Source organism: Massilia sp. Root133 (assembly GCF_001426525.1).
GTDB lineage: Bacteria > Pseudomonadota > Gammaproteobacteria > Burkholderiales > Burkholderiaceae_D > Telluria > Telluria orientalis.
Map to the genome: position 1 here is coordinate 504,243 of NZ_LMEW01000001.1, position 20,251 is coordinate 524,493.

Below are 20,251 nucleotides of genomic sequence, written 5' to 3' on the forward strand. Positions count from 1 at the left end.
TTCTCTACCATAGCGCCCGCCCCGTGCGGGCGTTTGTTCTTCCGGGCTGCCTTGATCACGCTCGCCGTTGCGACGCACCCGTGGTGCGCCGCGGCCGACGAACACACGAACGTCGCCACCCGCTTCGGGCCGGTGGAGACGCAGCCCGGCGCCGACCGTTCCGACATCCGCTTCCGCGGCGCATCGCTGGGGCAGGTCGACGGCAATGCGAGCCTCGTCAAGCTGACCGTGCAGGACGATGCGGACTACGTGCTCGTCGATGCGGCGTTGCCCGATCCGCAGTGCCGGCACCGCTTCACCCTGCTGCAGATCGGGCCGGGCGACGACGCGACGATGTCGCAACCGTTCGGCGACTGCCTGGCCGGGTTCGGCGCCCGCCGTGCAGGCGACAAGCTGGTCGTCCAGCTGGCGCAGGAGGGCACGGGACAGGTGCACGAGTTCGTCTGGATGCAGGATCGCATGAAGGAACTCACCAACGTGCTCACCCGCTGTGAAGCGGCCCAGGTCACGGCCGCGTCGCGCTGGCTTCCGGTGGCCGCCGGGCAGGCCGGCCGCGTCATCACCGGCACAGGCCGCGCCTGGTTCCACACGGCGCCGCTGGACGAGTGCAAGCTGCCGCAGTTGTTCGTGATCCCGGGCGACGTGCTGACCGTCTTCCACACGTATGGCGATTACGCGGACGTCGCGTACCGCAATCCGCGCACGGGCCGCGAGGCCAGCGGCTGGATCAGGCTCGATCGGCTCGCGCCGATGCGGACGCCATCGGCGCCGGCCTTGTGACACACTGGTTCCGACCGATCATCATCGCAAGGAGTCCGACATGGCCAACGATCAAGCACAGCAACCAGGCGCACAGCCGCCTCAGACCAACGCACAGCAGCCCGACGCGGCGGCGCCGGCACCGCAGCAACCTCCCGACTTCGACGGCCTCGAGGGCAAGAAGCCCGAAGAGCTGACGCCGGAAGAGTTGCGGCTGATGGCCGACACGATGCCCGGTGAAGGGCCCGGGGACTAGAACGAGTAGCGCGCCCCCAGCGTATAAAAGCGTCCGCGCGCACCCTCGTAGTCGAGCGGGTTGTACGCCTGCGCGCCATAGGTCAGCGGGTCGAGCGGTGCGATCTTGTCGAACAGGTTCTGGACCGAGCCGAACACTTCCCAGCGCTGCTGCGGCTTCCAGCGCACCACCAGGTCGACCGTCGTGAACGACGCCAGTTCGCAACCGTTCGGGGCGTCGGCGCCGTTGGCGAAGGTCACGGCGCAACCGCTCGGGTCGCCCCGGAAGAAGCGGTTTTCCAGCACGCCGCGGTAGTTCACGTTGGCCGATACGCGCAGGTTGTTGCGGTCCCAGCCGAACCGCATGTTGACGCGGTCGGCCGGCGTGCCCGTGCAGTTCGTCACGTCGCAGTTGCCGTGCGTGCCCGCGAATTCGCGCGACGTGCCGTCCTGTTCGGTGCGCAGCCATTCGAAGATGTGCGTGTACTTCACGTCGAACGTGGCATTGCCCCAGGCGTCCGGCAGGCGGTGGTTGTAGCGCGCGTCCACGTCGAGGCCGCGCACCTTGCTCTGGGCGGAGTTGACGTAGCGGGTCAGCACGGCGGTGATCTGGCCCGGGTCGCCCGGGATGCCGCTCACGCTGCCCGGATCGCGCGCCACGCTGCCGGCGGCGATGGCAGCGTCGACCTGTTCCTGGTTGATCTCGTTCTTGCGCTTGATCTTCCAGTAGTCCACGGAGATGCTCGTGCGCGGCAGCGGGTCCCAGATGACGCCCAGCGTGTAGCTCTTCGACCGTTCCGGCGACAGGTTCGGGTTGGGCGACGTGATCAGCGCCACCGATGCCGGGTTGCAGGCGTTCGTCACACCCAGCGCGCAGCGCACGGGGTCGGCCGCGGTGGAGAAGGCGGCCAGGCCGCCGACACCGTTCTCGGCCGGACTCGGCGCGCGGAAGCCCCGCGCGAACGTGCCGCGCAGCGCGAATTGCCGCACCGGCGTCCACTTCAGGCCGAACTTCGGCGTCCAGGAACTGCCGACGTCGGTGAAGTGGTCGTAACGCAGCGCGGCCGACGCTTCCACGTTGAACGGCAGCGGCGCCAGGCCTTCGCCGTACAGCGCGAACACGTTGCGGGCGCCGGAGTAGGCGGAATAGCCCAGGCCGATGATATTGCCCCGCTCCGTGCCGGTGGTGGGCCGCAGTTCCGTCATCTCGTGGCGGAATTCCGTGCCCAGCGCCAGGCCCAGGTTGCCGGCCAGGTAGGGGATGCCGGCGAACTCGCGCGTGCCCTTGAAGTCGACCTGCGCGACCTTGGTGTTGGCCGCGTTGCCGATGGCCGGCGACAGGGCGGCATACAGTGCCGGCGAATTCAGGGGCGCGTTTTCGGCGATGCGCCAGACGGTACCCAGCGGCAGCGCCGCATAGGCGGGGCTGTTCGCCGCCGCCGTCGCGATGTTGGCAGGGGTGGGATCGAGCAGGGCGAAGGCGACGTCGCGCTGCAGGAAGCCGTTCTGCGTGTTGTTGACGTGGTTGTGCGAGAACAGCAGGGCCGAGTCCCAGTCCCAGCCGTAGTGCGTGCCCTTGGCGCCGCCGAGCCAGCGCAGGAAGTTGGAATCGATGTTGGACTTGCGCGGCCCGACGTCGGCCGCCAGGTAGCGGATCCGCGCGGCCGTGCCGAAATACGGGTTGTCCGGATGGTTCGCACCGAGCTGGACGACGGCATTGTTCACGGGCCCGCCGGGGAAGCCCACGGAGGCGCTGACGGAGGAGGGCGTCGTGGCGGTGTCCGTCTGGCTCGTGTACCAGTTGAACTCGCTGTACAGCTGGAGCGACGGGTCCAGCTGCAGCGTGCCGCGCAGGAAGAAGCTCAGGTTTTCCTGCTTCGGCTCGATCTGGTTGTACTGCATCGAGGCGTCGATCAGGCAGCCGCCGCCGGGATCGCCCTGCGGGTGGTTCGTGAAGTTGGAGCAGGCCGCGCCCGGGAAGGTGCGGGTGAAGCCGGGGCCCGCCAGGTTGCCGCGGTTGTAGTAATTGGTCGGGTCGGCCGGATTGCGCACGTTGCCGTTGATGGCGTTGCCGGCCGTGCCGGTGCCGGGCAGGATGGCGCCGGTACCGCCGAGCGCCTGGTCGGCCGAATAGCCCCAGCGGCGCAGGTCGTTGCGGCCGATCCACTCGCGGTCCGCGCGGTCGCGGTACCAGATCTCGTCGAACTTCTTGTACTCGATGCTGAACAGGACGTTGTAGCGGTCGGTGTCGAGGCTGCCGACGCCCTTGGTGAACGCGACGTTCGTGCGCTTGCCGTCCCAGTCGTCGCTGGCGCCGCGCGAGAAGCGCACCGTGTTGCCCTGGAAGTCGCGGCGCAGGATGATGTTGACGACGCCGGCGATGGCGTCCGAACCGTAGATGGCGGACGCGCCGTCCTTCAGCACCTCGACGCGCTCGACGGCATCCGTCGGGATCACGTTCAGGTCCGTGAACTGCTTCTGGCCGTCGTCGGCGAGGCCGTACGGGGCCATGCGGCGGCCGTTCAGCAGCACGAGCGTGGACGCCGCGCCCAGGCCGCGCAGCGAGATGCCCGAGGCGCCGGCGGCGAAGCCGTTGCCGAACGTGGTGGGCACGGAACCCTGGTTGTCGACGGCCAGCGTCTGCAGCAGCTCGGCCACGGTGGCCTTGCCGGAACGCTCGATGTCGGCGCGGTTGACGGTGATCACGGAGGACGCCGTTTCGGCCTCGGAGCGGCGGATGTTCGAGCCGGTGATCTCGACGCGCGGGACGGGTTTCGGTGCGACTTCCTGGGCCGGCGCCGGCAGTGCGAGGATCGTGAGGCCGATGGCGCCCCCGCCCGCGAACAGGCGTCGGATCGTTCGGGATATCGGGGTTTCAGTCATGTCCAGACTCCAATGCGATGAGGGATGGTCGACCCGGTGCGCATCAATCCGGGGCTCGTTGCGACTTTTGCATCTTGCATAAAGCGGCAACTGACATCTCTCAAGCGTGTCCGGCACAGCGGAAAAGATGTCGGGTTGATGCAACCGATCGCCTGTATAGGCAACCGTAACCGACAGATCACAGGCCAAATAAAGTCTTGCCAACGTCGCAGCAATGTTGTTATAGTCAATCGACTACTTCGGAATCTCTCCATGCGCCACGCCGTTTTCTTTACCTTTTATTTTTGGTTTAGCCATTCCAGCCCGACGGCGGTGGAGTAGCGGCAGGTTCACGCAGCAACAGAACAGAGTCCGACACAAGAATCCAAAAGACCGCCGAGCTGGCGGTCTTTTTTTTTACGCCCCAGAATTTAACCAGATCAAGAACGGAGAACCGCAATGCCTCGCACCGACGATTTACGCATCCGCGAAATGAAGGAACTGACGCCGCCCTCGCACCTGATCCGCGAATTCCCGGTGACCCCGGAAGCGGAACAGGTCGCGTCGCAGGCGCGCATGGCGCTGCATCGCATCCTGCACGGGCAGGACGACCGCCTGATGGTCGTGATCGGCCCGTGCTCGATCCACGATCCGAACGCCGCGATGGAATACGCCCGCCGCCTCGTCGAGCAGCGCCACCGCTTTGCCGGCGAGCTGGAAGTGATCATGCGCGTGTACTTCGAGAAGCCGCGCACGACGGTCGGCTGGAAGGGCATGATCAACGACCCGTACATGGACAACAGCTTCCGCATCAACGACGGCCTGCGCATGGCGCGCGAACTGCTGCGCGACATTAACGAACTGGGACTGCCGGCCGGCACCGAATTCCTCGACGTGATCAGCCCGCAATACATCGCCGACCTGATCAGCTGGGGCGCGATCGGTGCCCGCACGACGGAATCGCAGGTGCACCGCGAGCTGGCGTCGGGCCTGTCCTGCCCGGTCGGCTTCAAGAACGGCACCGACGGCAACATCAAGATCGCGGCCGATGCGATCAAGGCCGCGTCGCAGCCGCACCACTTCCTGTCCGTGACGAAGGGTGGCCACTCGGCGATCGTGTCGACCGCGGGCAACGAGGACTGCCACATCATCCTGCGCGGCGGCAAGGCGCCGAACTACGACGCGGCCAGCGTCGAGGACGCCTGCAAGCAGCTCGCCGCCAACGGCCTCGCGAGCCGCCTGATGATCGACGCGTCGCACGCCAACAGCAGCAAGAACCCGCAGAACCAGGTGCCCGTATGCGCGGACATCGGCAGCCAGATCGCGGCGGGCGATACGCGCATCGTGGGCGTGATGGTCGAGTCGCACCTCGTCGGCGGCCGCCAGGACCTCGTGCCGGGCAAGGAACTGACGTACGGCCAGTCCGTCACCGACGGCTGTATCGACTGGGAGACCAGCATCGCCGTGCTGGAAAACCTCGCGGCCAGCGTGCGCGCACGCCGCCTGCGCGACGACGCGTAATAGTTCTTGCCAACCGGAAGCGCCCACTCCAGAATCGTATGTACGTGTACATACTTGAAGGGGTGGCATGGCTTCCAACGAAGGTGAAATCGCCGCCTGGGAACGCGCGGCACAGGCGGCGCTGAAGGGCGCCAATCCACGCCTGGCGGCGCAGCTGTGGCAGCGCATCCTGCAACAGGTGCCGACGCACGGACCGGCGCTGCTCGGCATGGCGCAGCTGCACTACCGGTCCGGCGCGCTGCCCGAGGCCCGCGCGCTGCTCGAGCGCCTCGTCGCGGCGGACGGGAGCGACAAGCAGCAGTGGATCAACCTCGCCGTCGTCAGCATGGCCCAGCACGACGAGGCGCGCGAGGAAGAGGCGATCCGGCGCGCGCTCGTGCTGGAGCCGACCGACCTCGTGGCGCTGATCCTGCGCGCCGGCCTGCTCACGCGCCAGGGCAAGCGCCACGCGGCCGCGCGCGCGCATGGCGCCGTCGCCGCGGTGGCGCCGCCGCTGCAGCAACTGCCGCCCGAACTGCGCCCGGCCGTGCAGGAAGCCATGGCCTACCGCGAACAGTACGACACCGATTTCGGCCGCTTCCTCGACGACCACATGGCGCCCCTGTTGCGCGACCTGCGCGGCGAGCGCGTGCAGCGCTTCACGGCATCCCTCGACATCATGCTGGGCCGCAAGCGCCGCTACGAGCCGCAGCCCGCGCTGTTCCACTTCCAGGGCCTGGCGCCCATCACCTTTTTCGACCGCGCGGACTTTCCGTGGCTCGATGCGTTCGAGCGCGAGCTTGACGCCATCCGCGCGGAATTCATCGCCGCGCAGGCTGGCGCCGACGGTTTTACGCCTTACATGCAGTATGGCGACGACCAGCCGCTGCGCCAGTGGGCCGAGCTGAACAACTCGCTGCGCTGGAGCGCCTTCCACCTCGTCGAAGCCGGCAAGGTCAACGAGGCCAACGCAGCGCGCTGCCCGCGCACGATGGCCTTGCTGGCCGGTGCGCCGCAGCCGGACCAGCCGGGCCGCACGCCCGTCGCGATGTTTTCCGTGCTCAAGCCGAAGACGCGCATCCCGCCGCACTGCGGCGTCAGCAACGTCCGCCTCGTCACGCACGTGCCGCTCGTCGTGCCGCCGGGCTGCGGCTTCCGCGTCGGCAACGACGTGCGCGCGTGGGAAGAGGGCAAGGCGTGGGTGTTCGACGACACCATCGAGCACGAGGCGTGGAACGACAGCGACGCTGCCCGCGCGATCCTGATGTTCGACATCTGGCATCCGCACCTGACGGGGCCCGAGCGCGCGCTCGTGACGGCCATGAGCGACGGCATGAATGCATTCTCGGCGGACGAGGGCAGCTTCGGGCTGTAATCGTCGACGGAACAAATGAAAACCGCCGCCGGCCTCGCAGCCGGCGGCGGTTTTTTTACGGCGCCCGATCAGGCGATCAGAAGCGGTAAGTCACGTTGGCGTAGATGAAGCGGCCATACGCGTCGTACACCTGCGGGAACGTGTTGCCGTTGCCGTAGGTACCCGTCACCGAGCTCGACGAAGCGATCGACGGATCCTTGTCCAGCAGGTTGTTGACGCCGAAGCTCAGGGCCAGCTTGCGGCTGAAGCGGTACACGCCGTTCAGGTCGAAGTAGCTGCGCGACGCCAGGTACGCGTCGCGCTGCGTGTCCAGTTCGCCGGCCAGCTGCGTGTTCGAATCGAGCATGTCGTTCTTCACGCGGTCGATGTAGCGCCAGGTGAGCGACAAGTCGAGGTTGTACGGGCTCGACCAGGTCGTGCGCAGCTTGTGGCGCCATTTCGGCATCGCCGGCGCGGAAATGCCGCAGGTCGGGCCGTACAGGCCGGCGCAGTCGTAGCTGCCCGTCCCCGGCAGGTTTTCCACCGTGTAGCTCTTCAGGTAGGTGCCGTTCAGCGTGAAGTCCAGGTTGCCGTAGCTTTGCGGCAGGCGGGTGCGGTAGCTGGCGCCCACGTCCAGGCCCGAGGTGCCCTGCGAACCGATGTTCGTGGTGCCGGCTTCGACGTAGCCGGTCGGCAGCAGCCACAGCGAGCCCAGCGAGTCGCGGTGGATCATGTTGCAGTACAGCGCATTGCCGGTCTGCAGGCACTGCGTGAACACGCTCTGGGCGTTGACGGCCTGGATCGCGTCCTTGATCTTCAGCTTGAATGCGTCCAGCGTGATGGTCAGGTTCTTGATCGGGTCGATCACGATACCGATCGTGTACGTGTTCGCGGTTTCCGGCTTGACGTTCGGGTTGCCGCCGGTACGGCCGTTGTACTGGTTGGTCGAGTTTTCCGCGACCTTGCCGTACAGCGAAGCCGGCAGGCCCGTGTTGGCGCACTGGGCTTGCGTGGCTTTCGGGCTCTCGCCGCCGCACGGGTCGTCGTTCGGACCGGCCAGCACCACGGCTTGCGGCGTGTACAGTTCATAGATGTTCGGTGCGCGGACGGCGCGCTGGGCGGAACCGCGCACGCGCACCTGGTCGATCGGCTGCCAGTCGAGGCCCAGGCCGAACGTGTTGGTCTTCGCGTCCGTGCTGTAGTTCGAACGGCGGTACGAGCCCGACAGGTCCATGTGCTTCGAGAAGGGCATGTTGTCCAGCAGCGGCAGCTTGAATTCGCCGAAGGCTTCCTTCACGTTGTACGCGCCCGTGACGGCCGGGGAAGCGCCGCCGGCGCCGGACAGGTCGCCGGTCTGGTTTTCGTAGTCGGGCTGGAACGACAGCTTCTCCATGCGCTGCTCGTAGCCGAACGACACGCCGGCGCCGCTTTCGGCGGTCGGCAGCTTCAGGCCGAAGCGGGTCAGGTCGGTGCCGAAGTTCAGGCCGAACACGGATTGCTGCGTGAAGCCGCCGTTCGAGCCGGTGGCGTTCAGGTAGTCCAGCGCGGCCTGGGTGACGCCGCCCTGCTTGAACAGGTTGTACGGCACGCAGGCGGGGTCGGAGCCGTTGACGACCGAGCGGCACACGGCCTTGCCCGTGGTCGGGTCGGCGACGACGTCCAGCGCGTTGGCGATCAGGCGGGTCGAGAAGTAGCCGGTCGCGCGGTCGCTGTGGTTGACGCGTGCGAACTGGCCGAACACGTCGTACGACCAGTCGCCGATCATGCCCTTCACGCCCAGCACTTCGCGGAACGACGAATCGGTGATGTTGGTCGAGCGCGGGCCGCCTTCGACGTTACGCTTGCCGACGGAGAGGGTCGTGGTGTCGCCCGGTGCCTTCAGGCCCAGCGCGGCGCGCCAGGCATCGTTCAGCAGCGGGTTGTCGTAGCCGATCGTCGCCTGCTGGCCGTAGAAGATGCCGCCCGGCGCGATCTGGGCGTCGGTCGTGTAGTTGTGGAAGTTGAATTCGCTGTACAGGCGCGCGTTCTCGTTGATGTCGTAGTGCAGCATCGAGTTGACGTTGTACTCGTCCGACGGGCGCTGGAAGAAGTTCAGGGGGCCGAAGTTGTAGGCATCGGTGGCCGACACGTACTTGCGCGGATTGCCGTTCGCATCCGGGGTGAACGTGCCGACACGGGCGATCGACGTGCCGGAGCCCGAGCAGGCGAAGCCCGGATCGGACGCGCCCAGCGAGCAGGCCGAGAAGTCGCGCTGCGATTGCAGCAGGGCGTCGGCGTGGCGGTGCGACACGAAGAACGTCGCGTTGCCCTTGTTGTCGGCGAAGTTCGAGCCGGCCAGCAGGCTGAAGTCGTACTTCTTGGCGTCGAACGTGTGGTTGCCCGGCAGCGGGAAGCCCTTCTTGTTGACGACGCCCTGGATCTCGTCGTTGTGCTGCTTGTGGTTGGCGCCGGAGATATTGGCTTCCAGTTCCACGCCTTCGTAGTTGTCCTTCAGGATGAAGTTGACGACGCCCGACACGGCGCCCGAGCCGTACACGGCGCCGGCGCCGCCGGTCAGCACGTCGACACGTCGGATCAGTTCACTCGGGATCTGGTTCAGGTCGGCTGCGACACTGAGCACGCTGCCGGAAGGCAAGCGCTTGCCGTTGACGAGCACCAGGGTACGCTGCGAGCCCATGCCGCGCAGGTCGACGGTGGCGGTGCCGCTGGCGCCGTTCGAGATGGCCGCACCCTGCGACGCGAACACCTGGGGCAGGTTGTTCAGCAGGTCTTCGGTATTGCGCACGCCATCGATCTTGATGTCCTTGGCGCTCAGGGTGGTGATGGGGCTGGAGCCTTCCGTATTCAGCGATGGAATGCGCGAGCCCGTCACTTCCACGCGCTGCATCGACGCGGCGGGTGCCGCGGCATTGTCCTGTGCATGAACGACGGACGCGCCGAGCGCCATGCCGCCGGCAAACATCAATCGAACCGATCGAGATAAAACTTTTTCCGACATCATTTGTCTTGAGTCCCTTCTGAGCTGGACCGGTGCGGACTACGCGCCGGCTCGCAGATCCTGTTATTGATCTTCATCCATCCTTTTGGGAGGGAATGTTTATTTGCTACAAGACAATGAAATCATTGCTAATAAACAAAGTCAACGTGTAAATATGCATATATGCATAAATACTGTAAATACCAAATCAAATTTTTTTAAATGGAAAAATGACTCATAGAAATTCTGCTTGAAATGTTGTATTTAGTTTTTTATTCGAAATTTTATGGGCGCGTAATTACAACTCTTTGCCCCATTGTGGTGCGGCGCTGCACCAAAAACAAACGGGACAGTGAGTGCTCACTGTCCCGTTCATCATCGACCGACGATCAGCCGGCGAACCGGCTGTCTGTCATCAGAACTGGTAACGCACGCCGGCCTTGAAGAAGCGGCCGATGGCGCCGCTCGCGTCCATCGGGTTGTAGCTCATGCCGCCGTAGGTCAGCGGATCCAGCGGTGCGATCTTGTCGAACAGGTTCGTGATCGAGCCGTAGACCTGCAGTTGCGGCGTGACCTGGTAACGGGCCGACAGGTCGATCGTCGTGAACGACGCCAGGCGGCAGTTGCCCGGTGCCGGCGAGCCGTTCGCGTACTGCGAGGCGCACTTGTCGCCCGCGAAGTACACGTTCTGCATGTCGGCGCGGTAGTTCGCGGTCGCCGTCACGTTCAGGTCCTGGCGGTCCCAGGACACGGTCGTGCTGATCTTGTCTTTCGGCGTACCGGCGCAGTCCGACGTATCGCAGTTGCCGTGCGTGCCGGCGTACTGGAAGCGCGTGCCGTTCTTCTCGGCGCGCACCCACGATGCGACGTGCGTCCAGGTCAGGCCCACGGTGGCGCGGCCGTAGTTGCCCAGGCGGAAGCGCTGCTTGACGTCCAGGTCGACACCCTTGACTTCCGTGAAGCTGGAGTTCTGGTACGGCGCCTTCGACAGCAGCAGCGTGCCCGTGTTCGGGATCGCGACGCCATTCACGACCAGGTTGTTGTCGTTGCGGATCGCGGTCGGCAGGGCGGCGGCTTCCACGTACGACAGCGGGTTGATCTCGTTGGAGCGCTTGATCTTGAAGGCGTCCAGCGACAGCGCGGTGCCGTCGAACGGATCCCACACCATGCCCAGCGTGTAGCCCTTCGATTTTTCCGGCTGCAGGCTCGGGTTGCCGACCTTGACGGCGCCGATCGTGATCGAGCAGTCGGCCTGGGTGGCGCCGCCGGCGGCCGGCGTGCCGCCCGGGCAGCGGATCGGGTCACGCACGGCCGAGTTGCCGGTGCTCTGCGAGGCCGGGCTGAACTCCGCCGGGCCCGGAGCGCGGAAGCCTTCCGTGTAGGTCGTGCGCAGCGCGAAGGTCTTCAGCGGGGTCCACTTGGCGCCGAATTTCGGCGTGGTCGACGAGAAGTCCTTGTACTTGTCGTAGCGGACGGCGGCGTTCAGCTCGACCGTCTTGACGATCGGCGCAGCCACTTCGAAGAACACGGCCGACACGTTCTGGGAGCCCTGGGCAGCCACGTACGACGAGTTGATCGAGCCGTCCGACGTGCCCGACAGCGACGGGTTGTCCAGCGACTGGTGGCGGTATTCGCCGCCGACCGCGAGACCCAGCGCGCCGCCCGGCAGTTGCATCAGTTCGCGCGACGCCTTGAAGTCGAGGACGTCCAGCTTGGTGGTCGAGTGCGACGTGGCGTTCGTGGCCAGCGCGGCATACAGCGCCGCCGGGTTCTTGCCGGCCTGCGCGCCGATGTAGTACGGGAACAGGGCGTTCGTCGGATCGCCCAGCGCGGCCTGCAGCACCTTCATGTTCAGCATGTTGCTGTAGTTCAGGTCGAGTGCCGACTGCGAGTGCGTGAGGCCGGTGTCGAAGTCCCAGCCCGCCACGGTGCCTTTCAGGCCGAACACGAAGCGCGAGAATTCGTTGTCGGCCGAGCGGGTGCTGGGGCCGACGTCGAACAGGGAGTAGCGCAGGCGCACGGGGACGCCGTACGGGTTCTGCGGATGGGTGGCGCCCATCAGGATCGCGTTGCCGTAGTTGATGATGCCGGTCGGGTTGGCGGCGTTCGGCGGGAACGCGATGGTGCCGCTGGTCGACGGCGGGATCAGCGTGAATTCGGTGTCGCGCTTCGAGTAGCCGGCTTCGGCGTAGAACTGCAGGTCGTTGCTCAGGTTCTTGGTGAAGCGGGTGTAGAAGTTCATGCCGCCGATCTTCGGCTGCATCGAACGGAACTGGTCGGCGTACCACAGGCAGCCGCCGGCCGGGTCTTGCGCCGCGGTGACGGAGAACTGCGAGCAGCCCGGCAGCGACACGTAGTTGCCGGTCTTCGGATCGCGCAGCGCGCCGGTCGGCGTCGGCTGGGACGCGCCCGACGTGATGTAGCCGTAGCCGAACTGGGTGTTGGCGGCATAGCCCCACGGACGGATGTCGCCATGGCCGATCCATTCGCGGCCCGCGCGGTCCTTGTTCAAGAGCGACTGGTTGCCGTAGAACTCGGCGTTGACCATGACGTTGTAGCCGTCTTCGTCCAGGCGGCCCTTGCCCCAGGTGAGCGCGGCCTTGCCGGTGCCGGCGTCGTGGTAGCGCGATTCGCCGACTTCGGCCTTGAAGGTCGTCCCGACGAAGTCCTTGCGCAGGATGATGTTGACCACGCCCGCGATCGCGTCGGCGCCGTAGGTCGACGAGGCGCCGTCCTTCAGGATCTCGATGCGCTCGACGGCTTCCATCGGCACGGTCGACAGGTCGGTGAAGCTCTTCTGGCCGTCGTCGGCGCGCGCGAACGGTGCCATGCGGCGGCCGTTCAGCAGGACCAGGGTCGAGGTGGCGCCCAGGCCGCGCAGCGAGATGGCGGTGGAACCGGCGGCGAAGCCGTTGCCGAAACCGGTCGGCAGCGAACCGGCGCCGTCCGACGTCAAGGTCTGCAGGTATTCCGCGACGGTGCCCTTGCCGGACTTGGCGAGGTCTTCGCGGCTGACCACCTGCACGGGCGAAGCCGTTTCGGCGGTCGCGCGCTTGATGCTGGAACCGGTGATTTCGACACGCTGGATCGGACCCTGGGCGTCTTGCGCCACGGCCGGTGCAGCGCCCAGCGCCGCATAGGCGAGGGCGAGCGTGACTGCTTGTGCGATAGCTTTCTTTTGATACATTTGCAACTCCAAATGGGGCTTCGATGGCGAGGCTGAGCATCGATGCATTCCAGATTCGGAACATTCATGGTATGTATATGCCGAACTGGAAAATCTAATGTTGTAAGCTCTCTCTCATTGTCCAAAAATCTAGAATTCATTTTTTGGCAACGCATCAGACCACCGCAGCGTGCAATGTGTCAATACGATGACAATGCATATTGCGTAAACACCACAACAGCCCATCCATTTGGTTATGGCCTCATGACATCTTTTCCCGGCAGGGGCGGCGCAATCTGGTCTATAGTTCCGAACGCGTTCGAAGACTCACCCGGGAATCCCGATGTTTGCTTATATCCTGCGGCGCCTGTGGCAGATGCTGCCGACGATGGCCGGCGTCGTCGTGCTGGTGTTCGTGCTGTTCAACTGGGTCGGCGGCGACCCCTCGTACCTGTTGGCGGGCAAGATGGCCGACGCGCGCGCCATCGCAAACATCCGCGCCCAGCTGGGGCTCGATGCGCCGTGGTACGTCCAGCTCGGCATCTTCGTGAAGCAGATCGTCACGTTCGACTTCGGCAACGCGTGGGCGACGGGCGAGCCCGTGTCGCACATCATCGCCAGCCGCCTGGGGCCGTCGCTGACGGTGCTCGTGCCGCTGACGTTCCTGGAGACCACGATCGGCATCGCGCTGGCGCTCGCCGTCGCCTTCGTGCGCGGCTCGCTGACGGACCGCGTCGTGATGGTCGCGTGCACGGTCGGCATGTCGATCTCGATCCTCGTCTACATCATCGTGTTCCAGTATGGTCTCGCCTATAAGCTCGGGTTGTTCCCCGTGCAGGGGTGGGGCGAGCATTTCACGGAAAACCTGCTGCGCTACGCCACCCTGCCGATCCTGATCGGCCTCACCGTGTCGCTGGCGCCGACGTTGCGCCTGTTCCGCAGCTTCGTGCTGGACGAAGTCGGGCAGGACTACGTGCGCACGGCGCGCGCGAAAGGCCTGCCGGAGCGGCGCATCGTCTGGGTGCACGTGTTGCGCAACGCCGCCATTCCCATCATCACGTACGTCATGGCCAACCTGCCGGCGCTCCTGATCGGCGCCTTCCTGCTCGAGCGCTTCTTCGGCATCCCCGGCATCGGGCGCGAAGTGATCCTCGCCGTCGAGCGCAGCGACTTCCCCGTGATCAAGGCGATCACCGTCTACGTCGCCGCCGCCACGATGGTGTTCAACCTGCTGGCGGACCTGATGTACCAGGCCGTCGACCCGCGCGTGCAGCTCAAATGACGGGTCAAGAGCTGAACCTCCCCGCAACTCCTGTCGGCCTGTGGGGTCTGGCCTGGCGCCGCCTGCGTGCCGACCGCGTCGCGATGGTCGCGCTGGCGGTCGTGGGCCTGTTCCTGTTGTCCGTCGTGCTGGCGGCGACGGGCCTCGTCGCGGCCGACTGGGAAGACGAGGTGGCCGTCAATTACGCGCCGCCTTCCTTCGTCGGCCCGGATCCAGCGCTGGCCGCGCTCGCGCAACCGCAGCGGCCGGCGCCGCCGAATGCGTTCGATCCGCTCGCGGGCGACATCGCCGAGCTGCGGGCGCAACTGGCACGCCAGGGCCATGCCGCGCATGCGGCCAAACGCACCACGCTGCCGTTCGGCGCCGACAAATGGGGCCACGACATCGTGAGGAAGACGATCAAGGGCGGCCAGACGTCGATCGTCGTGGGCCTCGTCGCCGCGTTCGTCGCCGTCGCGCTGGGCACGCTGTTCGGCGCGCTGTCCGGCTTCTATGGCGGGCTGGTCGACGATTGGTTCAACTGGTTCTACAACGTGTTCACGGCGATCCCCTCGATCCTGATGATCCTCACCGTGGCCGCCGTGCTGCAGACGAAGGGTGTGCTGACGATCGTGCTGATCCTCGGCCTCACCGGCTGGACGGGGCCGTACCGCCTGATCCGCGCCGAGTACATCAAGCACAAGGCGCGGGAATACGTGATGGCGGCCGACGCGATCGGCGCGTCCGGCTGGCGCAAGATGTTCGTGCACATCTTCCCGAACGTGTCGCACGTGGCGCTCGTGCAGATGTCGATCCTCGTCGTCGGCTTCATCAAGGCCGAAGTGATCCTGTCATTCCTCGGCTTCGGCGTGCCGGTGGGCGTCGTCTCGTGGGGCAGCATGCTGAACGAGGCGCAGAATGAACTCATCCTCGGCAAATGGTGGCAACTGACGGCGGCCGCCAGCGCCATGGCCATCCTGGTCACGGCGTTCTCGCTGTTCGCCGATGCGCTGCGCGATGCGCTGGATCCGAAACTCAAATGAGCACCATGAATCTTCTCGAGGTCCATGATCTGCGCGTGTCCTTCCGGACCGACAGGAAGAACACGTTCGAGGCCGTGAAGGGCATCTCGTTCAGCCTGCCGCTCGATGCGACCGTCGCGCTGGTCGGCGAATCGGGCAGCGGCAAGTCCGTCAGCTCGCTCGCCGTGATGGGCCTGTTGCCGGCCGAGACGACGATCATCCATCCCGGCTCGTCGATCCGCTTCGAAGGCCGCGAGCTGCTCGACCTACCGATCGCGGAACGCCGGCGCCTGTGCGGCAAGGACATCGCGATGATCTTCCAGGAACCGATGTCGTCGCTGAATCCCGTGTTCACGGTCGGCTTCCAGATCGGTGAAGTGCTGCGCCTGCACCTCGGCATGGACAAGCGCCAGGCGCGCGCCCGCACGCTCGAACTGCTGGAGGAAGTGGGCATTCCCGATCCGGCGCAAAAGATCGACGCCTATCCGAGCCAGATGTCGGGCGGCCAGCAGCAGCGCGTGATGATCGCGATGGCCATCGCGTGCGAGCCGAAGCTGCTGATCGCGGACGAGCCGACGACGGCGCTGGACGTGACGATCCAGAAGCAGATCATGGACCTGATCGCGGCGCTCCAGCGACGCCGCCGCATGGCCGTGCTCTTCATCACGCACGACCTGGGCCTGGTGGGCGAGATCGCGGACCGCGTGATCGTCATGCGCCACGGCGAGGTGCGGGAAGAGGGCGCTGCCGCGCAGGTGCTGGGCGATCCGCGCGATGCGTACACGCGCGCGCTGCTGCACTGCCGCCCGCCGCTGGATGCGCGGCCCGTGCGGCTGCCCGTCATCGACGACTACCTGAGCGGACGCGCGCAGCCCGGCGACACGCTGCCCCAGCGCGCGCGCGGCTATGCGCCGGGCGACGAGGACATCCTCGTGGTCAAGGGGCTGGCGAAGAGTTTCTACGTGCGCGAAGGCCTGTTCGGCAAGCGCGAATTCCAGGCCGTGAAGGACGTGTCGTTCACGCTCCCGCGCGGGAAAACGCTGGGCGTCGTGGGCGAATCGGGATCGGGCAAGACGACGGTCGGCCTCACGCTGCTGCGCCTGCACCGCGCGACCGGCGGCAGCGCGCTGTTCGACGGCCGCGACCTCGTCGCGATGAGCGATGCCGAGTTCCAGGCGTACAAGCGGCGCATCCAGATCGTGTTCCAGAATCCGTACGCGTCGCTGAACCCGCGCTTCACCGTCGGCCAGATCCTGCTGGAGCCGATGCGCATCCACCGCATCGGCGCGAACGATGCGGAGCGCACGGACCATGCGCGCCATCTGCTGCAGAGAGTGGGTCTCCCAGTGCAGGCGTTCGACCGCTATCCGCACGAATTCTCCGGCGGCCAGAGACAACGCATCGCCATCGCGCGCTGCCTGACGATGAAGCCGGAGATCCTCGTGTGCGACGAATCCGTGTCCGCGCTCGACGTGTCCGTGCAGGCGCAGGTGCTGAACCTGCTGCAAGACCTGCAGGACGAGTACAGGATGAGCTACATCTTCATCTCGCACGATCTGTCCGTGGTGAAGTACATCTCGGACCGCGTGATGGTGATGCACCACGGCAGCGTCGTCGAGATGGCCGATGCGGACGAGCTCTATCGCAATCCGCAGCATCCGTACACGCAGCAACTGCTGGCCGCCATACCGGGGTCAGAGCCCTGATTTTGGCAATTGCCCAAAATCGGGCTCTGACCCCGGTGTGCGGTGTTGCGCGCGGGCTGCGCGCGTTGCCGCTTTCGCCACGCCGGTGCCGGTTTTCCGCTACCATATGAGGATGGCCCAGCTCTCCCACCTGATTCACGTATATGGCGTCCTCATCGTGTTCGGCATCGTCCTGCTCGAACAGATCGGACTGCCCATTCCCGCGTTTCCGGTGCTGATCATCGCCGGTGCGCTGGCCGTCGACGGCGGGGCCAACTGGCCGCTGTACCTGGCCGCGGCCGTGCTGGCTTGCCTCATCAGCGATTATTTCTGGTTCCGCGCCGGCCGCTACTACGGCAAGCGCATCCTGCGCCTGCTGTGCAAGATTTCGCTGTCGCCCGATTCCTGCGTCAGCCAGACCGAGGACAATTTCAGCCGCTGGGGCGCGAAATCCCTCGTCGTCGCCAAGTTCATTCCCGGCTTCAACACGATCGCGCCGCCGCTCGCCGGCGCCATGGGCACGACGACGCCGCAGTTCGTCTGGCTGTCCGTCGCCGGCGGCCTGCTGTGGAGCGGCGTGGGCATGGGCCTCGGTGCCTGGTTCCACAACAGCGTGGATGACGTCATCGCATGGTTCGAGACCCTCGGCAGCACGGCGCTGATGGTCGTCGGCTTCCTGCTCGTGCTGTTCGTGGCGTTCAAGTACATCGAGCGCAAGCGCAACCTCGGCGGGGCCAACCTGCCGCGCATCACGATGGACGAGCTCAAGACCCTGGTCGAGGCGGGACACGATCCGCTGATCGTCGACGCCCGCGGCGTCACCGCGCGCCAGCTGGAAGCAGGCATTCCCGGCGCGCTGGTCTATGGCGACCATGTGCCGGAGCGCCTGATGGCCACGCTCGACAAGGACCGCCACATCGTCATCTATTGCTCCTGCCCGAACGACGTCACGGCGGCGCAGGTGGCGAAGGAATTCGTCAAGAACGGTTTTCATCGCGCCCGTCCGCTGCACGGCGGCCTGGATGCGTGGAACGACCACTGCGCGGCCGCCCAGGCCGACGCCGAGCTCAAGCCCAAGCACGGCTGATCAGTATCCCGTTTCCCGATCACGCGGCGCCGGCCCGGCGTCGGCGCTCGCCCATGCTTTCGATAAATCCCGCACATTGGTAGCTGGACTACTCGTCACCGCACAGGGGTTTTACGCAGATTCGCCCAAGTGTTGGGTCGGATGTACCTAAACTACAATAAAAGCTTGCGCTGCAGCCAAGAAATCCTTAAGCTTCGAGGAATCTGTTTCTTACGGCCTGCCATGATCGTTTCGCCCGTTGCCATCGTCGATCCGTCCACCGAACCGCGCCTCGACAGCGCCCGATACGCGAGCCCGCGCCTGCTGGCCGACATCGGCGGGACCAATGCGCGCTTCGCGCTGGAAACCGGACCAGGCACGGCCGGGCTGATCGAAGTCCTGCCCTGCGCCGCGTACGCGACCCTCGCCGACGCACTGCGTGCCTACCTCGCGCTGCCGCACGTGGCCGCCGTGGGCGCCGTCCGCCATGGCGCGATCGCGATCGCGAATCCCATCGTCGGCGACTTCGTGCGCATGACCAATCATCACTGGGAATTCTCGATCGAGGCGCTGCGCCGCGAGTGCGGATTCGACGCGCTGGCCGTCGTCAACGATTTCTATGCGCTGGCGATGGCGCTGCCGCACCTGGCGGACAGCGAGAAGCGCCAGGTCGGCGGCGGCGCGCCCGTCGCGGGCAGTCCGATCGGCCTGCTCGGGGCGGGGACGGGCCTGGGCGTGTCCGGCCTGGTGCCGGCGGAAAACCTGCCGGCCGGCGCCAAGGCCGCCTGGACGGCACTGCGCAGCGAAGGCGGCCATGTGACGTTTTCCCCGGCCAACGAGACGGAAGTCGCCATCCTGCAATTCGCCTGGCGCGAATTCGAACACGTGTCGGCCGAGCGCTTCCTGTCCGGTTCCGGCCTGGAACTGATCTACCGCGCGCTGGCAAACCTGCGCGGCGGCGCGGTGGAGGCGCTGGATGCCCCCGAGATCACGCGCCGCGGCCTGGCCGGCACCTGCGTCGTGTGCGACGAGGTCATCGAGGTCTTCTGCGGCATGCTGGGCACCATCGCCGGCAACCTGGCCGTTACGCTGGGCGCCCAGGGTGGCGTCTACATCGGCGGCGGCATCGTGCCGCGCCTGGGCGAGCGCTTCGCCGCCTCGTGCTTCCGCGCCCGCTTCGAGCAGAAAGGCCGCTTCGCCGGCTATCTGGCGCAGGTGCCGACCTATGTGATCACGGCCGACTACCCCGCCTTCGTGGGCGTTTCGGCTATCCTCGCGGACCATCCGGGCGTGTGATCCGCGCCCGCGGTGTCGCTTCCGATGCATGGCAATGTTCTTTTCCCGGTTTTATCGGGTACAATGGCCGTCAGTTGGAAGAAACGATGTCGTTCGCTTAGCCCGGCGCCAGGAGCCTCGCCTCCAGAGCCCAGTCTCCCGATGGAGCCGGTAGCCCCGTTTCTCTTGAAAATCAACCGTTTGCGGTCCACTTTCCGGTGAGCCGCCCCGTGGCAGGGCGCAAACCCTCACGGTATCCCGTCCGGTACGCCAATCCGGGCGATGGAACCCCGTTTCAAAGCATGAAGTCTCAGTCTGGCGGCTGCCGCGCAGCTGGTGGAACGGGTTATGTTTGATGATTCTTAGCATCCAGAGTTGCACACTCCGCTGACGACATCGTTATGAACACTGATGAGGCCAAGAAGGTCCTCGAGACCGCCTTGCTCTGCGCGCGCGAGCCGATGACGATCCACGCCATGAAGAAGCTCTTCGTCGACGTGGACAAGGACGGCCAGCCGCTCGGCGCCGGCGTCGGGTCGGATACGATCAAGATCCTGCTCGAAGAATTGCGCCAGGATTGGCAGGATCGCGGCATCGAGATCGTCAGCCTGGCATCGGGCTGGCGTTTCCAGAGCCGCCCGGAAATGAAGCCTTACCTGGACCGGATCGCGCCGGAAAAACCGCCGAAGTACTCGCGCGCGACGCTGGAAACCCTGGCGATCATCGCCTACCGCCAGCCGGTGACGCGCGGCGACATCGAGGAAATCCGCGGCGTGGCGGTGAATTCGCAGACGATCAAGATGCTGGAAGACCGCGGCTGGATCGACGTGGTGGGCCACCGCGAAGTGCCCGGGCGCCCCGCGCTGCTGGGAACGACGAAGCAGTTTCTCGACGATCTGGGGCTCGCCGCGCTGTCCCAGTTGCCGCCGCTGCAGCAGGTGGCCGACGTCGGCGCCGGGCGCAGCCTGGAAGCACTGGAAGCGGCCCTGCAACAATTTGACGACACTTCACCCGTTGAAGTCCCGATACACGACCAAGCGCTCGCGTCCAACGACTGATCGTCGCGCCAGGTCAGCAAAACCAAGAAACG

General features: G+C 65.9%; 13 protein-coding genes. 10 read left to right on the forward strand and 3 right to left on the reverse strand.

Features of this window, described 5'->3' with window-relative positions:
• Positions 1–51 precede the first annotated feature (51 nt).
• The gene (locus tag ASD28_RS02265) at positions 52–780 is read left to right on the forward strand and encodes a hypothetical protein (RefSeq protein WP_056123279.1); all 729 of its coding nucleotides are present in this window, start codon (positions 52–54) and stop codon (positions 778–780) included.
• A 40-nt stretch (positions 781–820) separates the two neighbouring features.
• Positions 821–1,015 (forward strand): hypothetical protein, encoded by a 195-nt coding sequence (locus ASD28_RS02270; RefSeq protein WP_056123281.1) that lies wholly within the window; start codon positions 821–823, stop codon positions 1,013–1,015.
• On the opposite strand, the gene ASD28_RS02275 is transcribed toward ASD28_RS02270, so the two are convergent.
• Positions 1,012–3,876, reverse strand: coding sequence for a TonB-dependent receptor (locus ASD28_RS02275; protein ID WP_056123283.1), 2,865 nt, complete (start codon positions 3,874–3,876; stop codon positions 1,012–1,014). The genes ASD28_RS02270 and ASD28_RS02275 overlap by 4 nt on opposite strands.
• Before the next feature lie 438 nt (positions 3,877–4,314).
• On the opposite strand from ASD28_RS02275, the gene aroG reads away from it, so the two are divergent.
• Both aroG and ASD28_RS02285 read left to right on the forward strand, forming a co-directional pair.
• Positions 4,315–5,376 (forward strand): 3-deoxy-7-phosphoheptulonate synthase AroG, encoded by a 1,062-nt coding sequence (aroG, locus tag ASD28_RS02280; protein WP_056123286.1) that lies wholly within the window; start codon positions 4,315–4,317, stop codon positions 5,374–5,376.
• A gap of 67 nt (positions 5,377–5,443) precedes the next feature.
• On the forward strand, positions 5,444–6,730 hold the full coding sequence (locus ASD28_RS02285) for an aspartyl/asparaginyl beta-hydroxylase domain-containing protein (RefSeq protein WP_056123288.1): 1,287 nt from the start codon (positions 5,444–5,446) through the stop codon (positions 6,728–6,730).
• Between the two features lie 76 nt (positions 6,731–6,806).
• On the opposite strand, the gene ASD28_RS02290 is transcribed toward ASD28_RS02285, so the two are convergent.
• A complete protein-coding gene (locus ASD28_RS02290; protein ID WP_056123290.1) occupies positions 6,807–9,671 on the reverse strand; it encodes a TonB-dependent receptor in 2,865 nt (954 codons plus the stop codon).
• 430 nt (positions 9,672–10,101) lie between these two features.
• Positions 10,102–12,873, reverse strand: coding sequence for a TonB-dependent receptor (locus tag ASD28_RS02295; protein ID WP_056123293.1), 2,772 nt, complete (start codon positions 12,871–12,873; stop codon positions 10,102–10,104).
• Between the two features lie 322 nt (positions 12,874–13,195).
• On the opposite strand from ASD28_RS02295, the gene ASD28_RS02300 reads away from it, so the two are divergent.
• From ASD28_RS02300 to scpB, 6 genes are all read left to right on the forward strand, one after another.
• Positions 13,196–14,134 (forward strand): ABC transporter permease, encoded by a 939-nt coding sequence (locus ASD28_RS02300; protein ID WP_056123296.1) that lies wholly within the window; start codon positions 13,196–13,198, stop codon positions 14,132–14,134.
• Entirely contained in the window at positions 14,131–15,156 is a 1,026-nt protein-coding gene (locus ASD28_RS02305) for an ABC transporter permease (protein WP_056123297.1), read from the forward strand. The genes ASD28_RS02300 and ASD28_RS02305 overlap by 4 nt, the downstream gene beginning before the upstream one ends.
• Positions 15,153–16,841, forward strand: a complete 1,689-nt coding sequence (locus ASD28_RS02310; RefSeq protein ID WP_056123300.1) for an ABC transporter ATP-binding protein — start codon at positions 15,153–15,155, stop codon at positions 16,839–16,841. The genes ASD28_RS02305 and ASD28_RS02310 overlap by 4 nt, the downstream gene beginning before the upstream one ends.
• 112 nt (positions 16,842–16,953) lie before the next feature.
• The gene (locus ASD28_RS02315; RefSeq protein WP_056123303.1) at positions 16,954–17,907 is read left to right on the forward strand and encodes a VTT domain-containing protein; all 954 of its coding nucleotides are present in this window, start codon (positions 16,954–16,956) and stop codon (positions 17,905–17,907) included.
• A 222-nt stretch (positions 17,908–18,129) separates the two neighbouring features.
• On the forward strand, positions 18,130–19,182 hold the full coding sequence (locus tag ASD28_RS02320) for a glucokinase (protein WP_082577000.1): 1,053 nt from the start codon (positions 18,130–18,132) through the stop codon (positions 19,180–19,182).
• Between the two features lie 380 nt (positions 19,183–19,562).
• A complete protein-coding gene (gene scpB, locus ASD28_RS02325) occupies positions 19,563–20,219 on the forward strand; it encodes an SMC-Scp complex subunit ScpB (protein WP_082576999.1) in 657 nt (218 codons plus the stop codon).
• Positions 20,220–20,251: the final 32 nt, after the last annotated feature.